This is a genomic window from Anseongella ginsenosidimutans, from assembly GCF_008033235.1.
Classification (GTDB): Bacteria; Bacteroidota; Bacteroidia; order Sphingobacteriales; family Sphingobacteriaceae; genus Anseongella; species Anseongella ginsenosidimutans.
Window position 1 is genome coordinate 759,583 of sequence record NZ_CP042432.1, and the last position, 25,073, is coordinate 784,655.

General features: G+C 52.8%; 16 protein-coding genes. 9 read left to right on the plus strand and 7 right to left on the minus strand.

The features are described from left to right. Positions 1-20: 20 nt before the first annotated feature. From FRZ59_RS03185 to FRZ59_RS03215, 7 genes are all read left to right on the plus strand, one after another. The gene (locus FRZ59_RS03185) at positions 21-1,295 is read left to right on the plus strand and encodes a glucuronyl esterase domain-containing protein (RefSeq protein ID WP_132127322.1); all 1,275 of its coding nucleotides are present in this window, start codon (positions 21-23) and stop codon (positions 1,293-1,295) included. A gap of 92 nt (positions 1,296-1,387) precedes the next feature. After that, the gene (locus tag FRZ59_RS03190; RefSeq protein WP_158640512.1) at positions 1,388-4,807 is read left to right on the plus strand and encodes a ThuA domain-containing protein; all 3,420 of its coding nucleotides are present in this window, start codon (positions 1,388-1,390) and stop codon (positions 4,805-4,807) included. 80 nt (positions 4,808-4,887) lie between these two features. Further along, positions 4,888-5,691, plus strand: coding sequence for a DUF4382 domain-containing protein (locus tag FRZ59_RS03195; RefSeq protein WP_132127320.1), 804 nt, complete (start codon positions 4,888-4,890; stop codon positions 5,689-5,691). 24 nt (positions 5,692-5,715) lie between these two features. Further along, positions 5,716-6,507, plus strand: coding sequence for a hypothetical protein (locus FRZ59_RS03200; RefSeq protein WP_132127319.1), 792 nt, complete (start codon positions 5,716-5,718; stop codon positions 6,505-6,507). Then, entirely contained in the window at positions 6,500-7,057 is a 558-nt protein-coding gene (locus FRZ59_RS03205; RefSeq protein ID WP_207910179.1) for an RNA polymerase sigma factor, read from the plus strand. The genes FRZ59_RS03200 and FRZ59_RS03205 overlap by 8 nt, the downstream gene beginning before the upstream one ends. Continuing rightward, on the plus strand, positions 7,054-8,412 hold the full coding sequence (locus tag FRZ59_RS03210) for a hypothetical protein (protein WP_132127318.1): 1,359 nt from the start codon (positions 7,054-7,056) through the stop codon (positions 8,410-8,412). Before FRZ59_RS03205 ends, FRZ59_RS03210 begins: the two co-directional genes overlap by 4 nt. An 87-nt stretch (positions 8,413-8,499) precedes the next feature. Further along, positions 8,500-9,225: a hypothetical protein gene (locus FRZ59_RS03215; RefSeq protein ID WP_132127317.1), complete on the plus strand. Its 726-nt coding sequence runs from the start codon at positions 8,500-8,502 to the stop codon at positions 9,223-9,225. Between the two features lie 34 nt (positions 9,226-9,259). On the opposite strand, the gene FRZ59_RS03220 is transcribed toward FRZ59_RS03215, so the two are convergent. The 3 genes from FRZ59_RS03220 to FRZ59_RS03230 form a co-directional block, all read right to left on the minus strand. Then, positions 9,260-11,263: a sulfatase family protein gene (locus tag FRZ59_RS03220; protein WP_207910178.1), complete on the minus strand. Its 2,004-nt coding sequence runs from the start codon at positions 11,261-11,263 to the stop codon at positions 9,260-9,262. Positions 11,264-11,335: 72 nt separating this feature from the next. Further along, a complete protein-coding gene (locus tag FRZ59_RS03225) occupies positions 11,336-13,195 on the minus strand; it encodes a RagB/SusD family nutrient uptake outer membrane protein (protein ID WP_132127316.1) in 1,860 nt (619 codons plus the stop codon). Positions 13,196-13,219: 24 nt separating this feature from the next. Then, on the minus strand, positions 13,220-16,348 hold the full coding sequence (locus FRZ59_RS03230) for a SusC/RagA family TonB-linked outer membrane protein (protein ID WP_132127315.1): 3,129 nt from the start codon (positions 16,346-16,348) through the stop codon (positions 13,220-13,222). Positions 16,349-16,580: 232 nt separating this feature from the next. On the opposite strand from FRZ59_RS03230, the gene FRZ59_RS03235 reads away from it, so the two are divergent. Next, complete coding sequence (locus FRZ59_RS03235) at positions 16,581-18,158, plus strand: helicase HerA-like domain-containing protein (RefSeq protein ID WP_132127314.1); 1,578 nt, start codon at positions 16,581-16,583, stop codon at positions 18,156-18,158. 65 nt (positions 18,159-18,223) lie between these two features. Beyond that, entirely contained in the window at positions 18,224-18,691 is a 468-nt protein-coding gene (locus tag FRZ59_RS03240) for a Dabb family protein (RefSeq protein WP_132127313.1), read from the plus strand. Between the two features lie 24 nt (positions 18,692-18,715). Here the strand turns inward: FRZ59_RS03240 and FRZ59_RS03245 are convergent, their stop codons facing one another. From FRZ59_RS03245 to FRZ59_RS03255, 4 genes are all read right to left on the minus strand, one after another. Beyond that, a complete protein-coding gene (locus tag FRZ59_RS03245; protein ID WP_132127312.1) occupies positions 18,716-20,509 on the minus strand; it encodes a RagB/SusD family nutrient uptake outer membrane protein in 1,794 nt (597 codons plus the stop codon). 11 nt (positions 20,510-20,520) lie between these two features. Further along, a complete protein-coding gene (locus FRZ59_RS03250; RefSeq protein WP_225975263.1) occupies positions 20,521-23,055 on the minus strand; it encodes a SusC/RagA family TonB-linked outer membrane protein in 2,535 nt (844 codons plus the stop codon). Further along, complete coding sequence (locus tag FRZ59_RS18765) at positions 23,034-23,957, minus strand: carboxypeptidase-like regulatory domain-containing protein (protein ID WP_225975163.1); 924 nt, start codon at positions 23,955-23,957, stop codon at positions 23,034-23,036. Before FRZ59_RS18765 ends, FRZ59_RS03250 begins: the two co-directional genes overlap by 22 nt. Before the next feature lie 102 nt (positions 23,958-24,059). Further along, positions 24,060-25,037 (minus strand): FecR family protein, encoded by a 978-nt coding sequence (locus FRZ59_RS03255; RefSeq protein WP_132127311.1) that lies wholly within the window; start codon positions 25,035-25,037, stop codon positions 24,060-24,062. Positions 25,038-25,073 lie beyond the last annotated feature (36 nt).

Consider the following 25,073-nt stretch of genomic DNA (forward strand, 5'->3'; position numbering starts at 1 on the left):
CAGCCAAACCCAGCCAGAATATGAAAACCCTGAACCTCCTCTTAATCACCATGACAACCATCTCCGGCAACCTTTACGGGCAGGAGCCTCTTTACGATGAAAGCAAGGTTCCTTCATATCATTTACCAGCGCTCCTCGAAAGCGAAAACGGCAAAGCCGTAAAAAACGTAAAACAATGGGAAAACAAACGCCGGCCCGAGATCCTGGCCCTTTTCAGCGAACAGGTCCATGGAAAAACGCCGGCAGGAAAAATTCCTGTGATATTCCAGCTGCAGTCCATGGAAGAGCGGGCGCTGGACGGGACAGCCACGCGTAAACAGGTACGTATTTTTTTCGGGAGGGACAGCTCCAGGCACATGGACCTCCTGCTATACCTTCCCAGTAATGCAAAAAAACCGGCGCCTGTATTCCTGGGATTAAATTTCACAGGAAACCAGACCATTCATACCGATCCGGGCATCTTAATTTCCACCCGGCAAACTAACAATGGCAATAATCCCGGCTATAAGGATGGCTATGCCACAGAAGAAAGCCGGGGCCTGCGCGTGCGGCGCTGGCCGGTGGAAGAGATACTTTCCCGGGGCTATGGGGTTGCCACCATCTATTACGGTGACATTCAGCCCGACCGTCCGGATAGTTTTCGCGAAGGAGTACACAGCCTTTTCTTTAAGCCAGGGCAGGAAAAGCCGGGTCCCGGCGAGTGGGGCGCTGTAGGCGCATGGGCATGGGGCCTGAGCCGCGCCCTTGATTACCTGGTACAGGATCCCGGTGTAAACCCGGACCAGGTAGCCGTGCTTGGCCATTCCAGGCTGGGAAAAGCTTCCCTGTGGGCCGGCGCGCAGGATCCGCGCTTTGCCATCGTGATCTCCAACGACTCAGGTGAAGGCGGCGCTGCCATCACCCGGAGAAAATACGGCGAAACCATTAAGGACATCAATACCCGTTTCCCACACTGGTTCAGCGATAATTACAAACAATACAACAACAAAGAAAACGAACTCCCGGTAGACTACCACCAGTTAATAGCCCTGATTGCTCCCCGCCCCGTCTACGTGGCCAGCGCATCCGATGACCAGTGGGCCGACCCGAAAGGCGAATACCTTTCCCTCGTTCATGCCGGGCCGGTGTATGAACTCTACGGCCTGGAACCTCTTAAAGCTCCGGAACCTCCCGGCCTTGAAAAACCGGTTAGTACGGAAAGCATGGGCTATCACCTGCGGAAGGGGAAGCATGACATCCTGCTGTACGACTGGTCCAATTACATGGATTTCGCCGACAAAGTTTTCGGCAAATAAAAGCGGCAGCAGCAAAACCATTATTGTATATAACGCTATTTTTATCATATTAGCAGGATAGAAATTTTGACTAAATGAAATCACTTTGCAGAATGAACAGGTACAGCGTCGTCTGTATCGTTATTGCCGCTATTGCATTCGCCGGATGCGGGCAGCAAAAGAGAGATGGAGAACCTCGCATTTTAGTATTTTCCAAGACTGCCGGCTTTCGGCACAGCAGTATAGAAACGGGTGCTAAAGCCATCATGAAAATGGGAGAAGAAAAAGGATTCACCGTTGATACTACTGAAAACTCCGCAGTGTTCAATGACGACAGCCTTAAAAAATATTCCGCAATTATTTTCCTCAATACCACGGGCGATATCCTGGACGCTTCCCAGGAAGCATCCTTTGAGCGCTATATCCAGGCAGGCGGCGGTTTTTTCGGTGTCCATTCTGCAACGGATACGGAATACGACTGGAAATGGTACGGCAAACTGGTAGGCGCTTATTTCCTGTCTCACCCGCAAATACAGGACGCACGGCTGGTAAGGCATGCCACCCCTGATTTCCCGGAGCTGGACAGCCTTCCGCAGGAATGGAAACACAGCGACGAATGGTATAATTTCAGGGAAGTGCCTTCCCATGTGAATGTCCTGGTGAACATTGACGAGGCCAGCTATGAAGGAGGTTCCAACGGGGAAAATCATCCTATGGTATGGTACCATGAATACGACGGCGGCAGGGCCTTTTTCATGGGAATGGGCCACAGGGAAGAATCCTATGCCCTTCCCGCCATACAGAAACTCTTATATTCCGGTATCCAATACGCCATCGGCGACAACCGGGAGCTGGATTATTCCAGGGCCAGAACGCTCCTGCCCCCCGACGAGGACCGTTTCAGCAAAGTAGTGCTTGGCCGGGGCCTGGACGAACCAACCGAACTAACCATTTTACCAGACAATAACATTTTAATCGCCGAGCGAAAAGGCGGTTTGAAATACTACGACGCCCAGTCGAAAACGCTGAAGGAAATAGCGCGGCTGGAGGTTTACCATCATACGGATGTTCCGAATGTGAACGTGGAAATGGGCTTCATGGGCATCCAGGCCGACCCGGATTACGAAAACAATCATTGGGTATACGCCTATTATTCGCCTCTGGAAGGCCCTTCAGTGGACCGCCTTTCCCGCTTTAAATTCCAGGACGGCAAATGGGATATGGAATCCGAGCAAGTGATCCTTGACGTGGCTACCACCAGGGATATCTGCTGCCATACCGGTGGTTCCATTGCCTTTGATGCACAGGGGAACCTTTATCTGTCAACAGGCGATAACAGTACTCCTTTTGACGAGCCGGCAGTGGACGGGAAAAAGCCGCCCTATAATTCGCATGGATTCGCCCCCCTGGACGACCGGCCCGGCCTGGAACAATATGACGGCCGCCGAGCCCCCGGCAACAGCAATGACCTCCGTGGTAAGGTCCTGCGCATAAAAGTGCAGGAAGACGGCAGCTATACCATTCCCGAAGGCAACTTATTTGAGCCGGGAAATGAAAAAGCGCGGCCGGAAATTTATGTAATGGGGAACCGTAATCCTTACCGCATATCAGTAGACCAGAAAACCGGGTTTTTATACTGGGGCGAAGTAGGGCCGGATGCAAGGGGAGACAGCCTGGCAACCCGCGGCCCCAGGGGCTATGATGAAGTGAACCAGGCGCGTGCCGCCGGGAACTTCGGCTGGCCATACTTCATTGCCGATAACCAGGCCTACTGGCAGTACGATTACAGCACGGGAGAGTCCCAGTTCCAGTTTAACCCGGAACACCCCGTAAATAATTCAAGGAACAATACGGGACTCAAAGAGCTTCCTCCCGCCCAGCCCGCTTTTATCTGGTACCCTTATGATGAGTCAAAGCACTTTCCTATCGTGGGATCCGGCGGGCGGACGGCGATGGCGGGCCCGGTTTATTATCCCGAATCCTATCCGGAAGCCACCCGTTTACCGGAATACTATAAAGGCAAGCTGTTCATTTACGAATGGATCCGGAACTGGATCATGGTGGTCACCATGGATGAGCAAGGCGACCTGATGCGCATAGAGCCTTTTATGGAAGGCACGAAGTTCTTCAGCATCAATGATATGGAAATAGGGCCTGACGGAAGGATCTATTTCGTGGAATACGGGACCGGATGGTTCACCCAGAATGAGAATTCCAGCCTGTCGGTCATTGAGTATAATGGCGGCAACCGGCCGCCGGTTGCGGAATTGAGCATTGAGAATACCAGCGGGCAAACACCGCTTACGGTAAGCCTGGATGCCGGGGAATCCTCCGATCCGGACGGAGACGCCCTCCAATACACCTGGATAATCAATGAAAAAGAAGTCACTACCACCAGCGAGCCCGAATGGACGACAGAGCTGAAGGAACCCGGGCAATACAGCCTTTCAGTGAAGATCAGCGACGGGAAGGGAGAAACAGCCGCCAGCCAGCCTTATACGGTAGTGGCGGGGAATAACCGCCCGGAAGTAAGCATCCGTTTTGAAGGCAACAGCCAGTATTACTTCAAAAATAAGCCCGTTCGGTACTCGGTAAGCGTTACCGACGCGGAAGACGGAAGCCTCGGAGAGAAATCCATTGACGCCGGACAGGTGCTGGTACAGAAAGACTACCTGACCAGCCCCGACAAAGCAGCGACCACCCTGGGCCATCAGCAATTTGCTAATCCTGCCCTGGAAGCGCAGGCGGTAATGTCCAACCTGGATTGTGCAGCCTGTCACAAAACGGACGAAGTATCGGTGGGCCCTTCATTTATGCAGGTATCCCAAAAATACAAGGGCCAGGATAACGCGGTAGATTACCTGGCGGGAAAGATCATCAGCGGCGGAAGCGGCGTTTGGGGAGAAGTGTCCATGCCGGCCCACCCCACACTCGCCAGCAAGGATGCAAAAACGATCGCTACCTGGATCAAGAGCCTTTCCGGTGAAAAAACCGGACCTGCTTCCCTTCCGGCGCAGGGCTCCTTCGTTCCTTCCAACGAATTCAAGTTAACGGACCAGGGAATGGTCGCCCTCTTTGCTTCCTATACGGATAAGAGCGCCTCAGGTTCCCTTGCCCTTACCGGCAATTCTACGGTTTACCTGAGAAGCCCCTTCCTGCCGGCTCCCGATGCAGCTACGCTTGAAGGGCTAACCAAAGGGGAACATGAAGGTAAATCCTTTGCCCTCGTCGGGGGCAATACAGGCTCCCTGGCTTATGAGAAGGTGGATCTTACCGGGGTAGCTAAAGTGCGGATCCATTATGCCGTACTTGGAGAAAATAAGGAGGGCTGGACCATCAGACTGGAAGCAGGCAATGCGGGAACAATAGCCGAAGGCGTCATTGGACGCGGTGAAACTCCCATGAAGCCCCAGTCCACGGTATTGACCATTAAAGAGAGCGGAATGATCGAAAACCTTCGCGTGAGCATTCAGAACAACCAGGGCGAGGTCGTACAGCTTGCCCTCTCAGGTTTTGAGTGGATGCCTGAATAAGTTTCATCGTATTGTTCCAACCTTTCAGGGTTGTTCACGTCTATACTGGGCAATAATTAAAACCCGGTATAATGACGAAAATGAACAATTTGAAAGTTTGGGCGGCAGGCGGCCTGCTGCTGACGGCAGGGATCATCGCTGCTTGCTCAAGTGAAGACGAAGTCCGCGGAGGGCAATCCGGTTTCCAGGTACGCCTGACGGATGCTCCCGGCGACTATGAAGCGGTTTGGATCGACGTGGAAGACGTCCTTATTAAACGGGACGCGGACACCGCTGGCGAAGGAGGCTGGGAAAGCCTTCCCGGAGTACAAAGAGGGGTATACAACCTGCTGGAACTCGTTGATGGCCGGGACACAATGTTGGTTGATGCCGTAATTCCTTCAGGAACCATACATCAGCTGCGACTGGTGCTGGGAGAAGACAACTGGATCACGGTGAACGGGGAAGACATTGCTCTCACCACGCCCAGCGCTCAGCAATCCGGATTGAAATTAAAAATTAACGCGGATGTAAACCCCGGTATTGTTTACGGCCTGGTGCTTGATTTTGATGTGGCCAAGTCGATTGTAAAAGCAGGAAACAGCGGAAAATATATCCTGAAGCCCGTTATCCGTACTTTTTTGGATGCGCAGGGAGGAAACCTTGCCGGCGATGTCTGGCCTGATACGGTACAAACGGCTGTGCTGGCCATTGCGGACGGGGATACCGTTAGTACCTATACGAGTGAAGACGGCGGTTTTCTTTTCCGGTCCCTTAACCCCGGATCTTACCAGCTTCGTTTTCTGCCGGATACCCTGAGCGGCTTCCTGCCTTATGATACAGCGGGAGTTATCGTAGAAGAAGGGAAGCTAACCGATATTGGTACGATAACATTCACTGAATAAGGCATTTTTTTCAGACCTTTAAGCATGGTAAAATTATTTGCTAGGTCCTGCCTGCTGCTGATCCTGCTGCTGCCGGGATGCGAGAAGCAGGAATTTACCGAACCTGCCCCATTTGAGCTGGAGTTTTCGGCCACCGGAACGCCGGTCATGGAAGGGAGGCTGGGGTTCGGCGATATTACCATGCATCCTGAAAAAATCGAAATAGAAGGGATCCGCTCTGCCGGCGATGATGTGTTTTTTGAACGTGATCTTAAGGCCGGGGCATTGACCTTGGGCCAGCATCCGGTCCTTCATTTCGATCTTCCCCAAGGCATTTATAACCGGCTGACCATCAACCTGTCCTTTGAACCGGACGAAGAAAAAGAAGAAGAGTTCGAAGAGGAACTCGGGGACCTGCTGGAAGATCTCCAGGGGGGCGTTCTGTCCCCTATCGCTGAAGCAGCGCTGGGAGAACTCATTCTGGACTACCGGGAAGGCGAGCCTGGTTTCCTTTATTCGGGAACCTATAAGCACGGGCAGGAAGAATTTGAACTGCTCCTGGTAATCAATAACCCTTTCGTGCTGAACCTAACGGCGACGAATACAAGCGGTTCCCGGGAAATTGTCCTTGAAAAGGGCAAAGACAACAGGGCTGCCCTTTATTTCGATATTGAAAAATGGTTTTCCATCGTACCCGCCCAGCTGGTGGAAAAATCGCCTAAGGGAACAGCAAACGGCAAAACGTATGTGCTGATCCATAAGAAACTCAACCCGGGATTATTCAATATGTTATATAACCGGATTGAACAATTTACAACGCTGGTAGTAAATGAATAAGGTCGGGGGCGGCAATATATCGGACCGGGAACTAATAGCAGCCTGCCTGAGCAATTCAAGAAAGGCGCAGGAACAACTTTACAGGAAATACGCCAAAACTATGTTCCATGTTTGCCTTTCCTATTGTGCTGACAGGGACCAGGCTAAAGATATTTTGCAGGAAGCGTTCATCAAGGCCTTCAGGAAACTGGACACCTTTGCGACCGCGAATTCTTTCGAAGGCTGGCTGCGGCGCATTGTCGTAAATACCGCCCTGGACCATCTCCGGAAGTCAAAAAAATGGTCATTCATTACTATAGAAGAACAGGTAGCCGAACCGGAAGATACAGCCGACGTTCCGGCTTTTCCATACAGCACCGGGAAGGTCTTGCGCCTGATCGGCGAACTGCCTCCCGGAGCCAGAGCGGTTTTTAACCTGTATGCGCTGGATGAATTAAGCCATAAGGAAATTGCCGGCCGGCTTAAAATATCGGAAGGCACATCAAAATCACAGTATAACCGTGCAAGGGCCTTGTTAAGGCGATGGCTAAAAGAGGAGGAAGAACAGTGAAGAAGGATTGGATAAAGGAAGCGTACCGCAGCTGGTTCAGCAGGCTTGACGAAGACGTGCCGGAAGAGGTATGGACGGAAATAGCCGACGAGCTGGACCTGGATGAAGTATGGAATAATCTGAGCGAAGAGCTGGACCGCACACCCCGGCTTTCCCCCTGGCGATGGCTCCCCCGGGCCGCCGCCGTCCTCGCGCTGCTGGTTTCCGCACTGGCAGCCTATTGGTACCTCTTTCCTCCCCAGCGCAAAGGGGAAACGCCGCTTGCAACCCAAAGCCTTCCTTCCGCAGCGCTGCCGCCGGAAAACGGACCCGGCGGAAATGCGTCATCCGGAGATGCGCCAGCCGGAAATGAATCTCCCGCGAACGGCGGCCTTTCCGCCGCTAAGGCTCCGCAAAATGGATCTCCCGCCGACAACGAACTTGCCAGCGGCGGGGCTCAGGGAGATGCTTACAGGGAAAAGGCGGCGCCGGGAAACCGGATATCGGCTGATCACGGGGAAGACGAACTGCCGGAACGCGGGAGTCTGGCTGTTTCTCCTGTGGAGCAAAACGGCCTGCGTCTTTCGCCTGAACAAGAGCGATGGACGGCGGTACCGCTACTTCCTTCACTACCTGGCGGAATACCGGGGGCTGCAGGAGCAGATTCGACGAGGATAACGGCGACGGAAATTGATGGATTGAAAGTACCGGGGGAACTTATGGCGGGCATCCGGCCCCCGGACCAACCGGCAGCGGGCAGCGGAAAGCAGTCCCCTTTCATCCAGCTGCAGCGGCTTGGAGTAGTTTCAGCCTATAACAATACCTGGATGCTAAACCACGAAACCTTTAATGGCTTGCAGGCATCTACCCTCAATGCTACCACAATTACCTATAGTACCAGCACCGGGCTCAACGCAGGGTTCCTGCTAAAGGGAAAGCACAAGGTAAACGCCGAATTGTACCTGAGTTCCAGCACCGGCCAGGATTACCGGCAATACATTGAAGCCCGGTATCAAAGCCGCAGCATAGAACTTGATTACTATAAACTTCAGCTTTACTACCAGCTTCCTGTATTCTCCGGAAAAGGCGATGTACTGCTTGGCGCATATACGTCCTATCTTAAAAGAGGGCGCGAGAAGGTCGCCGGGGAGGCGCGCGGGGTGGGCCGGTTTTACCGCGATATCGACTACGGCATCATGACCGGGTACCAGTTTAACCTGCCGGTGAATAACCGCTTGCTGCTGCAGCCGGGCATCAGGCTTAATTACGGCCTGCCCAATATTTTCAAGGGCAACCAGCTGATCCCCGGAAACTTCCTCCGGACGCATAATGCCGCGGCAGGCCTTTACCTCGGGGTCAGTTACAGGTTGTATTAAAAATTCCGGAATATTTTTGCTGCCTTTCCAACCTTTCGCGGGCACCTACGTCTGACAGGGTATAACAAAGAACCAAAAAGGATTATAATGAAAAAGTACGCGATTTTCTTTCTGCCAGTAATCAGTGCTTCCCTATTCATGATGGGATGTGAGGAAGATATTCAGAACGACAATGCCCAGGCGCAAAGCGATGTCACGGTAGTAGCAAGGACTGACGAAGCTTCCGAACCCGAAAGTGCCGCCACCCGCAGTACCGAGGCCGCTGCAGAAGGGACCGTCATTACCGATGCAAAAATTTCTATAAAAGAATTTGAACTGGAAGTGCTGAACCTGTCGGCCGCATTGAACCTGCTCTCCGAATTGGAAATTGAACTGAAGGAACCGCGGGTGGTTACCCTGGTGTCTGAAGGCCAGGCCCAGTCAGAGGTAATAGCTGAAGGTAAATTGCAGAACGGCCTGTACAGCGAAGCTGAATTCAGCTATCATAAAAATCTGTCCGTAGAGACCTCAGATGAAATGTATGGGAAATCCATTCTGGTAAAGGGACAACATAACGGATTGCCTTTTGTATGCTGGACAGATGAAGAGAAGGATGTGGAAATCGATTTTGAAGGAGAAGGAATAGATGTTAAAGAACAGGGAGCGATTTACGTCACCTTTTATGTTAATAAGGTAATGAACGAAATTGACTTGTCCCTGGCCGTAGATGGGAACGCCAATGGCGTGATCGAAATCGGGCCGGATGGAGCTGACGGAAATGCCGCCTTATATGCTGCCATGCAGGCCGGGCTGACGGGAATGGCGAAACTTTGATGCAACGTGTGAGGGACGCCATCTCAAAGCCCGGCTAAAGGCGGTTCATGGTAAAACGCAGATCATGGATCTGCCCCTGGAAGGGATCGGCCACCGGTGCGTCACGCAGGAAACCGCAGGAGACGTAACCCCCGTTGATAACGGTATGAGCAGCGCCGGTGCCTCCTTCCAGGATCTTATTCCCGTTAAAAGTAAGTGCAAATTCCCCATCCGGGCCCAGGCGTAAGACAAAATGCCCCGAAATTTGCTTCAGGGGCCGGCTGTAAAAAGTTTTCCCGCCGTCAAAGGCCAGAGCGAGCTTTCCATTCTCGGCCAGGAGGGTAAACTGCCTGAAATAACGGCAGATCACGCCACCAGGAGCGTGACTTCTTGCATTCCCGCCTGATTTCGCGGGGCCTGCTTGCCGCCCGCCGGGATTCCGCGAGTTAGCTTCCGGCTGGCTTGCCGCTGGCCGGCCTGATCCAGCAGAGCCTGCATCCTTCCCACGTTCATCCCCTTGTAAGTAGCCGGAAATATAGAGGGTATCGGGATTCCAGCGATTTTTGTCAAACGAAAGGTGAAAAGCGGCTTCTCCCTGGGGCAACTCATAGGAATTGGCTTGAAACCGGGGGAAATGCCCCTCCCTGATCATTTCTTCCGTTTCGCCTTGACTTGCCAGCTCGTTGCCTAAAAGAGCGCCCAGCTGTGCTAACCGCGTAGCATAACGAGGATTTTCCGCCAGGTTTTGCAATTCTTCCGGGTCCTTGTCCAGGTCATACAATTCTATGGAAGGGCGGTAACTGTAGCGACGCAGTAAAAAAGCCGCTTTCTCGTCTTCCCGGGCTTTTTTAACCCAGGAATCAAAATAATACATATTCTGTTCCACCTCGTCGATATGCGTAATGAAGCGGCGGCCAGGGTGGTAATTGCGAATATAATGGAAGCCTTCGCGGGAAATAACCGTGCGGGCGGGGGTATAATTATACCAGTAATGCGGTTCTACGGAGGTTTCGGCAAAAATATACTCCCGGTGTTCCTCTTTCTTTCCAAGCAATACCGGCGCAAAGCTCTTACCGTCCAGGTCCTTCGCCGGCTTTCCCCCCGTTAGTTCCAGCACCGTAGGCGTAATATCGGTAAGTGAAACAAGGGCATCCGAAATACTTCCTTCCCTTATCTTATCCGGCCAGCGCGCAATGAGCGGAACCCGCAGGCCCCGGTCATAGACGGTCCATTTCGCCCCGGGGAACTGGGTTCCCTGGTCAGAGAAAAACAGGAAAACCGTATTGCTTTGCTCACCGGTACTTTCAAGCGCCGCCATTATTTCTCCCAGCATTCGGTCCGCCTCACCAATGCTCTGGTAATAGGCGGCCAGGGCTGCCCTTGTTTTCTTTGTATCGGCCAGGTATTCCGGCAGTGCCAGGTTCGCAGGATCAAAATCGCGGTTTTTTACCCAGGGTACATGGGGCAGCCAGGGCGCCACTACCAGGCAGAGCGGCTGCTGCGGCTGCCCGCGGAAATGGTCCTGTATAAATTGCACGGTTTCCTTCCGGGGATCGCTCCGGGTTTCAATGGGTTCGTATCTTCCAAACTCCTGGCCGATATACTCAAAGGGGAAGGCCGCCCCGGGTGTCACGTGCGTTTTTCCCGCAAGTACCACCCGGTACCCCAGCGGTTTAAGGTAATGTGGCAGGCTTTTCACTCCGGCCCTGACAGCGAAATGATTCATCTGGCAGCCATTGCGGAAAGGATAAAGGCCGGTAAACAGGCTGCTGCGGGAAGGCGTACACATGGAAGAAGCCGCGTACGCAGACGTGAAGCGCATTCCCTCCGCGGCGAGGCGGTCCATATTAGGGGTTTGCACGTCCCCGTTGCCATAACAGCCAAGGTCTGACTGATTCTGATCATCGGTGATAAAGATCACGATGTTCGGCCTTTCATTACCGGCGGCCGGTTCTTCTGCGGCCATGGAAGAATCCTGAGAAAGTGCTTGCGAGCCGCTCAGGGCGAGCAATGCCGTAGCAAGCAATGCCACAGCAAGCGAAAAGCGTCTTAATTTCATATGAAAAGAAAATATAAACAAAATTCCGCCCCCTCGGAAGGAAAGGCGGAATTTGTTCCTAAACCTAAAGCGTTATTCTTCTTCTTCCGCAGGCGGTATTTCCGTCAGCGGCGGTACATTATTTTCGTAACCTGCATAGCCTTTGTTCTGGTTGATCTGCCCTTGCGTGTTGGTATTAATGGCGTCTGCCGGAATCGGCCACAGCACATGGAACGCACTCATCGTGTATTCGTCTCCGTGACGGGTTTTTACGCCCTGGTTATAGAATTCCGTCTTTTCCATGATCCGGTCATACCAGAAATTATTATCGGAAAAACTTTCCATATTGTAAGATTTCCCGTTATAGGCTGTCTTCCCGGTCATGGCAAAAATATAGGCTATACGGGTAAGCTCCGTTTTGCGCGGCTCTTCCCAGTAGAGTTCCCGTGCCCTTTCATCCAGAATGGCAGCGATATTCACATCAGCTGCTGTAATGGCAGCGGCCCCGGCGCGTGTTCTTACGGCGTTGATATCCGCGGCGGCCAGCGCCAGCTGATCTTTCCAGAAATACGCTTCCGCGCGCAGCAAATAGGTCTCCGCCAGCCTGAATACATACCAGTCCGTATGGCCGCCGGCAGGCTGAGCCCGCTCAGGATCAGGAATATACACTTTATAATGCGGCCAGGAATACCAGCAGCGGATGGTGTCAATGGTTAGCAGGGCTCCCGCATCGTTCCTGAGCTGCAGCGGCTTCCCATAATAGGGGTCCGGGGTTTGGGTCCCGGGGGCAATGCCGGGGTTGTTGTAAACAAGGTCTTCCATATCCATCCAGTTGCCCGGAGCATGACGCAGGTCATTGGGATCGCCCCAGATCATATTCGTGGCATACCAGGTGCCGCGCGAACGGCCGATTCCCCGCCCGTATTGTTCCACCTGGGGAATGGGCTCGCCGGCTTTGTCGCTGGTTCCCTTATTCCCGGTAGGCGTGTTGATATTGGAGCCCCAATAGGGAATTGACTGGCGCATGATCTGGATACCGCCGTCCATATTCCCATCCATGTCCAGCCGGTCTATTACCAGCATCAGCGCTTCCTTATTAATAGCCAGAGATTTATTGGCCGGCCGGTGAAGGTCCCAGATAATATTTTTGCTGGGATCCCCGGCGTCTACCCCGAAACGTTCCGTCATAAGGGCGTGTGTTCCGCCGTCTATGACCCGGCTGGCAGAAGCGATCGCATCGTCAAATAGGCCCAGCGCCAGGTTTACCTTTGTTAACAGGTGACTGACCGCGCCTTTTGAAACCGCGCCCTTATCCACGATTGCCGGAACCCATTCTTCAGCGAACTCCAGGTCTGTTTTCATTTGCTGAAGGATCACTTCCCGCTTGGTGGAATAAAAATCAAGTTTCGGCTTCGTAATCTCCTCAAGGATCAGGGGCACATCTCCGAACTGCTGCGTGAGCCGGTAATACCGGTAAGCCCGGTGGAAATAGGCCGCCCCCAGCACCGCGTTTTTCTGCTCTTCCGATTCCCATTCCGGCAGGTCAATATTGGAAATAGCCGTATTGGCATACTTTATTCCCTTAAAACCTTCGTACCAGTACCAGCCTATCCTGTTATAATCCGTATGGTTCAGCTGGGCATCCGGCGTAATCTGGAGATTCAGATCCTGCGCCGGCCCGGATTTGTCTGTAGTACCTTCTACAGCAATTTCGGAGAATATATTCTCGGTGATAATCGGGCTTCCATCCCCGTACCATTCGTAGCGCATATTCCGCTCACAGGCGATAAGCGTAGCCATCAGTCCTTCCGGGGTATTAAATGTATTTTCCGGAGTATAGAAAGACAATTCCTTGGTGTCGAGCCATTCATCGCTGCAGCCTGTTGTTCCGCCCAGCAGGAGCGCCAGGGAGGCGACGGCTATAACAGCTGGTTTTTTATAGTTCGTTTTCATGTCAGTTCAATTTAATATGCACGTTTACAGGGTAAGATCAATGCCGAAGGTGTATGTTCTGGGCGTCGGGCCGGCGCCTACTTCCGGATCCCATTCCGGATCCCAGTAATCCCAGTTCGGCGCCCACACACCCACGTTCCGGATATTGAAAAAGAATTTCAGGCTTTCCACCTTTGCTCTTTCCAGGAACTGATGCGGCACATTATATCCCAGGGCGATATTGTCCAGGCGAATAAAAGAACGGTCCCGGTACACGCTAAAGCCGCTGGAAGCGCCCTCGCTTGAATAAAGCCTTGCCCATTCATTAGTTGGATTCTCAGGCGTCCAGTAGGGGAAGACGTAAGAACTGGTCCTGTCCAGGAAGCCATCCCTGTTCTTTGCCTGGTTAAAGGCAGTTTTATGCCCCCAGTAAGAGTAGATCATAAAGGACACATCCAGGTTTTTGAAAAGGCTGAACTCGTTCCGGATCGTCCATTTAAACCGCGGCTCCTCAAATCCCTGGAATACCTTATCTTCCCTGGTGAACTGTCCGTCGCCGTTAAGGTCCACGACCTTGAAGTCCCCGGGCGATACCCCGTATTTATCGGCTTCTTCGGCTTCGTCCTGCTGCCATACGCCGTCCACCTGGTAGTTCCATATTTCGTCAATGCCATGACCGATGAACCATTCATTTTCCAGGTCATCCAGCTCGTTCCCGTTTTCGTCCGTATCCCCGTATAAATGCGCGATCTCGTTCCTGTTCAACTGGAAATTAAAAGAAGTCCTCCAGGAAAAGTTGTCCTTGCTCATATTCAGGCTGCTAAGACTCAGTTCTATCCCCTTGTTCTTCACTTCTCCCAGGTTATCCCAAACGAAGTTGAAGCCGAGGATATCGGGAAGGGACCGCTGCACCAGCAGATCAGTGGTGGACATTTCGTAGAGTTCCAGTGTACCGTCCACCTTGTTGAAGAGCGAAAAGTCCAGGCCGATATTGAAAGCCGTTGTCCGCTCCCATTGCAAATTGGGGTTAGCCATTTTATCTACGTACAGCTGGTTCACCTGGTACACCTCGCCATCGGAGTTTACATGCAGGTAGGGCCCGGCAGTCAGGTTCGAAAGGGCGGCATAACGTCCGCCCGGGCCCAGGTCCCTGTTACCGTTGCTTCCCCAGGAAACCCGGAGCTTGCCATAGTTCAGCCAGCTGCTGTTATAAAAAGGCTCTTCTGAAAATACCCAGCCGCCGGCGATGGAAAAGAAGGTAGCCCGGGGATTTGCTTCGCCGAATGCCGAATAACCGTCGCGGCGAACCGAAGCGGTCATCAGGTACCGGTCCCTGAAGGAATAGATTAACCGGGCCATTAACGCATCTCCTGTACTGTACTGGTCATCACTTTCAACAAGCGGGTTCGTTCCCGATTTAATTCCGTGATAACCCAGGTCATCGTGCGGAATGAAACCTTCATTGGTCATGGTATTATCCCAGCTTTGATATTTCTCAGCGTTGGCCAGAAGGGTCACGTTAAAGTTGTGGACATCTGCAACGGTCTTGTTCCAGTTCAGAATGTTGTCCACCTGCCAGTAATAGACTTTTCGCTGCCGCCGGGAAACATGGCCTCCGTCCCGGCCCCAGTCTTCATGTTTTGACGATTCGTGATTGTACCGTTCATAAAATTCGAACCGGGGGGTAAAGTTGAGCCGGTAGGTGATCCCAAAGGGCAGTGTCACTTTGGCGAAAAGCGTCGAGTTGAGCGTCGTTTCTTTTTGCCGGCGGTCCGTAAGGCTGGGAGCATAATAAGGATGGTTACCGCCGCTGTTCTCTTCATTGGGGCGGTATTTATAAAAGCCCTCTTCATCAAATTCCGATCCCCAGGGAGAAAGCGTCCTGGCCAGGCCCCAGTTAACAGGCACCTGGCTTTCATCACGGTCGGCAAACTGGGTGTGCATCCCAACGGAGAGAAAGTCATTGACCTTTCCTTCTATATTGATCCTGCTTCTCACCGTCTGGAAATCATCCCCCACCACAATACCTTCATTATCCAGGTAACCCAGGGACATATAGTACTGCACTCCTTCTTTCCGCCCGGAAAGACTGATCGTATGATCCTGCCGGAAAGCATTCTGGAACATCATATCGTACCAGTTCACACTTTTTCCCGCTTTATAATTTTCGATTTCCACGGGCTGCATATTCAACCGCCGCAGCCAGACGGACACCGGATCGCCGCTGGAGCCGTCATAGGCCATCCATTCGTCCAGGGAAATATCGCTGGGAAGGTTGCGCGGATCGGAAAACTCGTAAGGGTCGTACCCTCCGGCATTGATGTTCTTCATCACATCTTCCCGCCAGGCAATGAATTCATGCGGCCCGTACACCGGCTCGTTTACCGACATCGTGGCAATGCTCACATTGCTATTAAAGTTTACCGTGGTTTTGCCCTCCTGACCCTTTTTAGTAGTGATCAGGATCACCCCGCTGGCCGCTTTGGCCCCGAATACAGCGGCCGAGCTGGCATCCTTCAGGACGTCGATGGTTTCGATATCATTCGGGTTGATATCGGCAAGCTGCCCGGGGTAGATCACCCCGTCCAGTACGATCAGGGGACTTCCGCCTGCATTCAGCGTAGCCCGGCCCCGTACCTCCAGCCCGGCGCCTCCTTTTGCGGAAGTACTGAAGCCCACGTTCAGCCCGGCAATGTTCCCGCGCAGAATATCAGCAACGGCATTGGGGTTTTCGTTCTCCAGCTTCTCGGCGCTCACCTGGGAAACGGCGCCGGTAAGATCCTTTTTCCTTGCGGTACCGTAACCGATCACCACCACCTGGTCCAGGGAGGCCACGTCTTCCTCCATGACCGTATTAATTACGGACTTTCCCTCCACGGGAATTTCCTGCTGGCCGAAGCCAAGCAGGCTGAATACCAGTACGGCGTCCGGATCCACGCCTTCCAGCTGGTAATTCCCTTCAATGTCGGTACTGGTGCCCAGGGTGGTGCCTTTCACCGTCACGCTCACACCCGGTAGTCCGGAATTCTGGAAAGTTACTTTCCCGTTAACCTCGATGCGGTCCTGGCCGTAGGCCTGAAAACAGCAAAATAAGCATAAAACAATCGATTGCAATCGGAACAAGAGTTTGTTCCGGCCCTGTCCGGGACAGGGTGGGTTGGGTTTGGTTTTCATTAATTCGCTTTTTAATTAGGTTTAGCCTTACAAAACTGTAACAAGAATATCACACTAAGTTATAGAAAAGCTAATGCGGCTTTATTATTCACCGCCTCAGGCCCTTCCTTTTTTAAGGCAAAAACCGCCTTTCTGGGGGTGTTCAATCGTTTTCCTAAATTGAAATATAAATGTTACATTGACTCGTATTCATGAAGTTTCCTATATTTAATTATCATTATTTCAGATCAGGATGGCAAACGTTGAAACTTTCCGCGAACACATTGAAAAAGGCTATACTTTCCAGGGGGATAGCCTTTTGCTGGGCGCTTCCATGCTGGAAGGCAAAGCTGTTAAAGACAGCCAGGTAAAAGCACCGCTGTCAACTTTTAACCGGCACGGCCTGGTAGCAGGCGCCACCGGCACCGGGAAAACAAAAACTCTTCAGGGGATTTGCGAAAAATTATCTGAAAAAGGCGTTCCTGTGCTGATCATGGACATTAAAGGGGATGTAAGCGGCCTTTCCCAGCCGGGCGAACCCAATCCGAAGCTGGACGGGCGGCACCAGCTGATCGGCTCGCCCTGGAAAGCAGACGCCTTTCCCGTGGAACTGCTGAGTATCTCGGATGAACCGGGAGTACAGCTCAGGGCTACCATCTCCGAATTCGGGCCTGTACTCTTAGCTAAAATGCTGGAATTGAACGAAACCCAGTCGGGTGTGGTTTCACTGGTCTTCAAATATTGCGATGATAAGAAGCTTCCCCTGCTGGATATCAAAGACTTCCGAAAAACGCTTCAATACCTGGGCGACGAAGGCAAGGAGGAACTGGAGAAAGAATACGGGCGCATCAGCTCTTCGTCCATGGGCGCCATTATGCGTAACCTGGTGGCGCTGGAAGAGCAGGGAGCGGATAAGTTCTTCGGGGAACGTTCCTTTGACGTGGCAGACCTGACGCGGCTGGATGAGCGCGGCTACGGCTATATAAATATTTTACGGCTTACGGATATCCAGGGAAAGCCGCGTTTATTTTCCACTTTTATGCTTTGCCTGCTGGCCGAAATTTACGAGACTTTCCCGGAGCAGGGCGATGTGGAACGCCCCGAGCTGGTGATCTTTATTGACGAGGCGCACCTGATCTTTGAAGAAGCTTCCAAATCACTGCTCAACCAGATTGAGACGATCATCAAGCTGATCCGCTCCAAGGGCATCGGCATTTTTTTCTGCACGCAAAACCCCGACGATGTGCCTGCGGAGGTTCTTGGGCAACTGGGGATGAAAATACAGCATGCGCTCCGTGCCTTTACGGAGCGTGACCGCAAAGCGATCAAAAGCGCCGCGGAAAATTACCCGGTTTCGGAATTTTACGAGACCAACCAGCTGCTCACTCAATTAGGGATAGGAGAAGCCCTTATAACAGTACTCAATGAAAAAGGTATTCCCACCCCGCTGGTCCATACCCTCCTTACCGCTCCGGCATCCAGGATGGATACGATCAGCGAAGAAGAAATTCAAACGCTGGTGCGGAAATCGCGCCTCGTAGAAAAATACGGGGAACAGGTTGACCGGGAAAGCGCTTATGAGATCCTCGGAAAAAAGATGGAAGCCCTGGAGCAGGAGCTGCTGGAACAGCAGCAGGCCGAAGAAGCGCTGAAAGAAGAAAAGAAGGAACGCGCTACCCCCTCCACCCTGGAAAAAGTGGTAAACAGTACGGCCGGCCGCACCGTCATCCGCGAGGTAACCCGCGGCCTCCTGGGAGTACTGGGCCTCACCAGCCGCAGAAGGACCACCCGGCGCAGGAGTTCCGGCGGATTATTCGATCTTTTTAAATAATTTAGCGATCCGGCTTCAGGACCTTTGCCAACGCATTGCGCTGCTCCGGTGTAAAATTTTTTAATATGAAATCAAAGAACTTAGTTAATTCAATCACTACCGGTATGTTTATTTTTGCCTTCGGCTTTATCAGCTGCCAAATGAGCCCCTCCTCTTCGGATTCAGCCGGATCCCCTGATTCTGCCGCCTCGGCTCCTGCGGCCCTGGAAAGCGGAACCGCAGTCGCACCGGCAAAAGTGCAGCACATGGTTTGCTTTAAATTCAAAGAAGGCGTTACCGAAGAACAAAAGCAGCAGCATATGGCTGATTTTGCCGCTTTAAAAGATTCTATCCCCGAAGTAAAAAGCTATTCCGGCGCCTATACTTTTGAAGTAAGCTACGAGAAAACCGCCGATTACGACTGCATGCATATTGCGGGCTTCGATTCGGAAGAAGGGCTGGAAACCTATTTCCATCACCCTGCCCACCAGCGCTTTATTGAACGCAATAAGGATGCCTGGGCCGATGTGATCGTCGTCAACTCGAAGGAATAACATCCAATCTGGCAAAGCCCGGGCTCAATAGCCCGGGTTCTGTATCAGCAGGTTATTTTTATTCATTTCATTGCGCATGATGGGCAGGAAGTACGCTTTATCCTCCCAGGAATGCGTTTCGAACGGTTCATGGGTGACTGTCGGGACGGTGGCCGTGGTATGATCAGGCTGCAGTTCGTAAACGACTTTGGCTACATGAATAGGCTGGTAAGCTTCCGGGCCGATGACCCAGCGGCGGACATCATAAAAGCGCTGGTCCTCGAAAGCGAGTTCAATGCGCCTTTCATTGCGGTAGCGTTCGCGCAGGTCCGCTCCTGATTCAGTAACAGGGGGAAGGCCGGCTCTTCTGCGGATCTTGTTGATATAGGTCCTGGCTTCCTCTTCTTCCCCAAGCTCAATGCAGGCTTCGGCATAATTCAAAAGTATTTCTCCATACCTGATGAACCGCCAGGTGACCGCCTGCCTCACATATTGCGCGTCAATGGCCGGATCCACGTACTTGCGGCAATAATAACCGGTGTAAGAACCATTCCAGTCTTCTACCGTACTTTTCCGGGTATCTACCCCGTACATTTCCACCATTTTGCCGGCCGCCTCGTCCCAGGTTTGCCAGACGCCGGTCTGCACCCTGTTAAAAGGGTCCAGTCCCTTGACGTCGTCCGGGCGCTCTCTCCAGGGAGCCCCGTTATAAAGGATGGTCGCATAGAAACGGGGTTCACGGTTTTGGTAAGGGCTGGCAGCATGAGCAGGATTTCCCCAGTCGAATTTCGTGCCGTCCGCCATTTCGAAATCATCCACCAGTTCGCCGATAGGTGCGTTTGCGCCCCAGCCGTGATAGCCGTTGGGACTGGTGTACAGCCCGAAGCGCTGCGCCATAGGAGTGGTGAAGAATTTCACGAAAATATCCTCTTCCGTATGCCTGGACAGGAAAATCTCCGTGATGTTCCGGGCTACCGAATCGCCGGGACCCGGTTCAGCCTTGTACAGCTTGTACAACCCCAGGTCAATCACCGCTTTGGCGGCGTCCTTTGCCGCCTGCCAGCGGGCCGTCCTGTCACCGCCGGTATAGCCGATAAGTTCCGGATTGGGGTAATCTGAAAACACGGGCGTATTGTACAGGTCGCTTGCGGCATACAGCAGCACCCTGGATTTCAGCGCCAGCGCAGCTCCCCTGCTGGCCCGGCCGATATTATCGCCGGTATGCTCATCGGGCAGCAGGCTGGCCGCCTTATCGCACTCCTCGACGATAAAGTTCACGCATTCTTCGTAGGTGTTCCGCGCAATGTTGAACTCCGCATCCAGGTCATATACCTCAGTAATGATGGGAACGCCTCCATAAACGCTGGTGAGGAAGTGGTACAGGTAAGCCCGTAGAAAATGGACCTCGCCGGTCATCCTGTCCCGTTCGGTCTTGCCGTCTACCAGGGCGTCGCTGAAAGGAACTTCATCGACTTTTTCCAGGAAGATATTGCAATACCGGATGGTCTTGTAAAGATCATCCCACGAGCGGTACCGGGAAACACCCCATCCGGGCAGGTTATCGGAAGTGATATCGCTGTTATTGAAATTGAAAGCAGCGCTGTTGCCGCGGTAATGCGCCTCGTCCACGTAATTGGCCTTCATTCTCCCGTCGGTAAGCGGTTCGTCCAGGCGGTAATAGATCTGGTTAATAAAGGTTTCCACCAGTGCCGGGTCGTTCCAGACGGCCGTTTCGGAAAATTCCGTAGAAGGCTCGGTTTCCAGGAAATCCTCGCTGCAGGAAATTAGCAGCAAAACCGACATTATCAATATTGAATATTTGTTGATCAAAGCTTTCATACTCCAGTACGTTAAAAGGTTAATGTCACGCCGAAATTATAGACCTTATTAAGCGGGTAGGCCACCGCCGAGGTTGATTCCGGGTCAAAGTCCTCCACCCCGGTGAAAGTGAGCAGGTTCAGCCCGGTGAAGTAAATGCTGGCCGCGCTCATGTGCAGGCTTTCACAGAGTGAGGCAGGCAGATTATAGCCCAGCTCAAAACTCTTCAGCCTGACGTAATCGGAACTCTGCAGCCAGTAAGTGTTGTCATTCGACCTCCAGTACTCGCTGTAACGGTTCCATATCCTGGGCTGGTCCGCATCGGGGTTCTCAGGAGTCCATCTTCCTTCCACATCGCGCGCCAGGAAATTTCCAACCTCTCCCTGCATTTCATAGTAATCATTCCTTACCGCGCCGGCGGCCCATTGGAAAAATATGGAGCTGTAGAAATTCTTGTAAGCCAGGTCAATATTAAAACCGCCTGTTTGCGTGGGCAGGTCCGTTTTGTAAATACGCACCCGGTCAAGACCGTTGATCTCGCCGTCCTGGTTTACATCCTCGAAGATCACGTCTCCGGGCCGGGCGCCGGTCCAGTGGGGATAAGCGTCTACGGCAGCCTGGTCACGGAATATGCCTATTGCTTTGTAATAAAGATTCGTATTCATTGGATGACCGGTGGATTGCTGGTATTCGGGCACTCCGGGTGTCTCATCCCAAAACTTTATCCGGTTCTTGTTGAAGTTGATATTGGCTGAAACCTCGTAATGAAGATCTCCCGCCTTGTTCCGGTAGCCAAGCTGGAATTCCGCGCCCTGGTTCACCACTTCCCCGATATTCTCGCTGGGCAGCGTGAGCCCGCTGGAAGCCGGTACGGAAGCACTTCGCCGCCACAGGATATCCTCCCGGACATTATAGAAATAATCCGCCGAAAAGGAGACCTTGCTGTTGAACAATTCCCCGTCAAAGCCAATGTTCGACTGGTTGGCCACTTCCCAGGTCACATTCCGGTTGGGAATACGCAGTTCGCCAAGGATTTTTGATTCCACATCCCCGTTGAAGACATAGATCTCGTTAGCGCCCGCTTCATAGCCGTAGCTGGCCATATACTGGTAGGTGTCTATCCGGTCATTCCCCGTCTGCCCCCAGGACCCCCTGATCTTTAAATGGCTGACAACGGGGCGGATACCTTCCCAGAAATTTTCCTCGGAGATCCTCCAGCCGAGCGAGACGCCGGGGAAGAACCCGAACCGCTTTTCCCTGGGGAAGATAAAGGAACCGTCGTACCTCCATACGAATTCGAAGAGGTACTTGCTTTTGAAATCATAATTTACGCGGCCGAAGTAATTGAGCCTGGCTTCTTCGCTGGCCTGGCCGGAATTGGTTTTATCGGCATCGCCGCCGGCGAATAGCTGGTCAATGGCTTCGGAAACGAAATGTTTGCGGAAAGCGGAGAAGATCATGGACTCGCCCGAGATCCTTTCCGTACCGGCCAGGAACTTGAAATTATGCATCCCGCCAAAGTTCCGCTCATAGTTGAGCAGGGCGTTCAGGGTCAGGCGGTCGGCATCCTCCATTTCCTGGGTCAGTTCAGGATTGGTGAAGCCTTTCTGCCCTTCCACCAGGACAGGCTGACCGTTCTCATCGACGCTTTCCCTGTCCCAGGAATACAGGAACCAGGGCGTGCGCCAAAGCTTATCGTTATCCATTTGCCGGTCAAACGCTACGTTCCCGGAAAGGGACAGCCCTTCGATCCAGGGAAGCTTCACGTCCAGCTTCGCCCTGGTCATCAGGTTAGTGGTCTTATTGCGGTCGTACCCGGTCTGATTGGTGGTGACTACCACGGGATTATTGCCATACTCGATATCGGGGCCGTTCATGCCATTGGGCCAGTAGGCATGCATGTGAGGCTTACCCCTCCTTAGCATGGTGAAAATATCCGAGGCCGAACGGGTAGGATAATTTCGGTACTGCTCCCGGCCTGATACGTCAATGCTGTACCTTACGTTATCCGAAACTTTTCCGTCAAGGTTCACCCGGAAGTTCATTTGCTTGTAATTGGTCGCGCTGTTCTTATATATGGCGTCCTGGAACTGGGTCCCTGCGGAAATAAAATAAGAAAGGTATTCCTGCCCTCCGCTGATGGTCAGGTTGGCCGAACGCTGGGGGGCTGCATCGCGAAAGGTTTCCGCGTACCAGTCCGTGTTCGGATAAAGCCAGGGGTCGGTCCCTTCGCGGTAATTCTGGATCTCTTCTTCGGAATACTTGGGAGCCTGCCCGGCATATTCTCCGATCTCGTTCAGCATTTCCAGGTAGGTCGCCGCATCGATACTTTCGGGAAGCACCGTGGGCGTACTCAACCCTTCATTATAATTCAGGCTGATCTGCGGCTTTCCCAATCTGCCTCTTTTGGTTGTTACCAGGATAACCCCGTTGGCCGCCTGAGCCCCGTAAATAGCGGCCGACGCGTCCTTCAGTACGGTAATGCTCTCGATATCGGCGGCATTCAGCCGTTCCAGGCCGCGGTTTGCGATGCCGTCCACCACGATCAGCGGGGAATTGTCACCCAGCGTGTTGGCCCCCTGATGCGAAACGTTGAGCCGTCGCTCCCCGGTTCTCCGGAACGGGTAACGGCCACCAGCCCGGGCAGCCGCCCGACCATGGCATTGGAAAGATTGATTGCCGGGGCGGACCGGAGTTCTTCACCGCTGACATTGCTGATGGATCCCGTAATCGTGGCCGCCTTCTGCGTGCCGTAACCCACTACTACCACCTCGTCAAGGGAAGCGACATCCGGCTCCAGGCTCACGTTGATAACTTCCCGCCCGTCCACCGGCTCCTCCAGGTTCTTAAACCCAATGAAGGTGAATACCAGCAGGCCTTGCCCGGGAAGATTTTCCAGTGTGTATCTTCCCTCGGAGTCGGTGGAAGTTCCGTTCGTGGTTCCCTTCAGCTGAACGCTTACGCCGGGAAGCGGGTCCCCGGCAATATCCGTGACCCGGCCCGATACCTGCTGCTGGAAGATCTCCGGGCCGGCGGGCATACCGGACGGCGACAGGGCGGTCCGAAGGATACTCAATTCGTTCCTGGCCCCTTTTACCGGGAGCAGCATTTTTCGCAACACCACAAAGTCCTTTTCCATTACCGCGTAGCTGATTTCCAGGGGGGCAAGGAGGCGGGAAAGGATAACTCCTGCCTTTACGCCTTCATAACTCATCGGCGGGGCCTGCACATTATCGAAGAGATTGTTTACGTACACAAAGTGTACCCCGGTTTTTGTTTCAATAGCGCTAAGTACCTCTTCCATGGAAGTGCCTGGCAACTCGATAGAGATCTTTTTATCCAGGACCTTCTGGGCATTCAGGCCGTGGGCGTGAAGGATGCACGCGCCGGTGAGCAGGAAAATAAGCTGGATAAATGTGAAGCGCATAAGGGCTATGAGCAACGTTGCTCCATAAGAATTACATTTCATACATTTGTATAGGTTTGGTTAAATAATCGCATATAGACTGAACCTTAATTACTTGCCGGGAATGCGTCAACATTCCCGGCTTATTTATTTTACATTCGTTTTTTATTTACATCCGCCTCCTTCGAAATGAACGATCCTTTCTTCCTGTTTGTAGGTAATCCCCACAGACCTCGTGAGTAGTTTAAGCGTGTAATCCAAACCCTGGTCGGTCATATTCGCCGTAAAACGGCAGGAAGCATACCGGTTCAGATCGCCCCTGATATCTACGTCGAACTTTTGTTCTATCCTTGCCACCACCAGGCTGAAAGGGGTATTCCTGAAATTCATATCGTAGCCCGTACCCGCCGCATAGCTTGTGCTTTCCTCCCTACTGAGCCGTTTAACCGCCGGAACATCGCCGGTCAGAAGCTTTTCATCGGGAAGTACGATCTGCGTCCCAAATGAGGGGTTGGCATCCTTTCTTCCCACTTTCACTTTCCCGGTGAGAACCGCAAGCTGCATATCGCGCCGGTTGTCCGATTCCTTTATGTAAAAGCTGGTTCCCATCACAGTAGCCGTATAATCCCCCACCGATACCGTAAAGGGGTGAAGCGAGTCTTTCGCCACTTCAAATAAGCCTTCCCCCGAAAGGGATACCCTGCGCCCGCCGCTGAAGGAAGCGGGGTATTTTAATGTCGCCCCCGGCCTGAGCCAGATAATGCTACCGTCCGGCAGCATGGCTTTTTCTATCTCCGCACCGGCATCAACCATGACGATACGGGTAAAAGGAAAGGTGCTGAAACGGTTCTGTGTCCACCAAAAGGAAAAGGAAGTCAAAAATGCCACACAAGCCGCGCCCGCCAGGTAGCGGTACAGGTTCCGCATCTTTCCTTTCTCTGCCGGAAATTCGCCCCGCTGTATGGAATCGTAAAGGCGTTCCCGCAGCGCTTCCGGGGTTTCATCCTGCAGCATCTCCGGTTCAGCATCGTCGAATGAAGCGTACCATTGCTCAAATTCGGCCATTTCCCCGGCTGTGATGGTACCATCCATCCATTTCCTGGCCAGTATCGCCATATGGTCCGCCTGATTGTTTGCCGGCATTAACTTCCCTTTATTGCTAAGCCAGCCGAAGGCCAC

What these genes read in the sequence shown, in the direction of transcription:
- FRZ59_RS03220 (WP_207910178.1), bottom strand. Translation starts at nt 11,263, where the DNA reads ATGAAATTAAGACGCTTTTCGCTTGCTGTGGCATTGCTTGCTACGGCA.
- FRZ59_RS03205 (WP_207910179.1), top strand. Translation starts at nt 6,500, where the DNA reads ATGAATAAGGTCGGGGGCGGCAATATATCGGACCGGGAACTAATAGCA.
- FRZ59_RS03240 (WP_132127313.1), top strand. Translation starts at nt 18,224, where the DNA reads ATGAAATCAAAGAACTTAGTTAATTCAATCACTACCGGTATGTTTATT.
- FRZ59_RS03195 (WP_132127320.1), top strand. Translation starts at nt 4,888, where the DNA reads ATGAACAATTTGAAAGTTTGGGCGGCAGGCGGCCTGCTGCTGACGGCA.
- FRZ59_RS03245 (WP_132127312.1), bottom strand. Translation starts at nt 20,509, where the DNA reads ATGAAAGCTTTGATCAACAAATATTCAATATTGATAATGTCGGTTTTG.
- FRZ59_RS03190 (WP_158640512.1), top strand. Translation starts at nt 1,388, where the DNA reads ATGAACAGGTACAGCGTCGTCTGTATCGTTATTGCCGCTATTGCATTC.
- FRZ59_RS03185 (WP_132127322.1), top strand. Translation starts at nt 21, where the DNA reads ATGAAAACCCTGAACCTCCTCTTAATCACCATGACAACCATCTCCGGC.
- FRZ59_RS03215 (WP_132127317.1), top strand. Translation starts at nt 8,500, where the DNA reads ATGAAAAAGTACGCGATTTTCTTTCTGCCAGTAATCAGTGCTTCCCTA.
- FRZ59_RS03225 (WP_132127316.1), bottom strand. Translation starts at nt 13,195, where the DNA reads ATGAAAACGAACTATAAAAAACCAGCTGTTATAGCCGTCGCCTCCCTG.
- FRZ59_RS18765 (WP_225975163.1), bottom strand. Translation starts at nt 23,957, where the DNA reads ATGAAATGTAATTCTTATGGAGCAACGTTGCTCATAGCCCTTATGCGC.
- FRZ59_RS03235 (WP_132127314.1), top strand. Translation starts at nt 16,581, where the DNA reads ATGGCAAACGTTGAAACTTTCCGCGAACACATTGAAAAAGGCTATACT.
- FRZ59_RS03230 (WP_132127315.1), bottom strand. Translation starts at nt 16,348, where the DNA reads ATGAAAACCAAACCCAACCCACCCTGTCCCGGACAGGGCCGGAACAAA.
- FRZ59_RS03255 (WP_132127311.1), bottom strand. Translation starts at nt 25,037, where the DNA reads ATGCCGGCAAACAATCAGGCGGACCATATGGCGATACTGGCCAGGAAA.
- FRZ59_RS03200 (WP_132127319.1), top strand. Translation starts at nt 5,716, where the DNA reads ATGGTAAAATTATTTGCTAGGTCCTGCCTGCTGCTGATCCTGCTGCTG.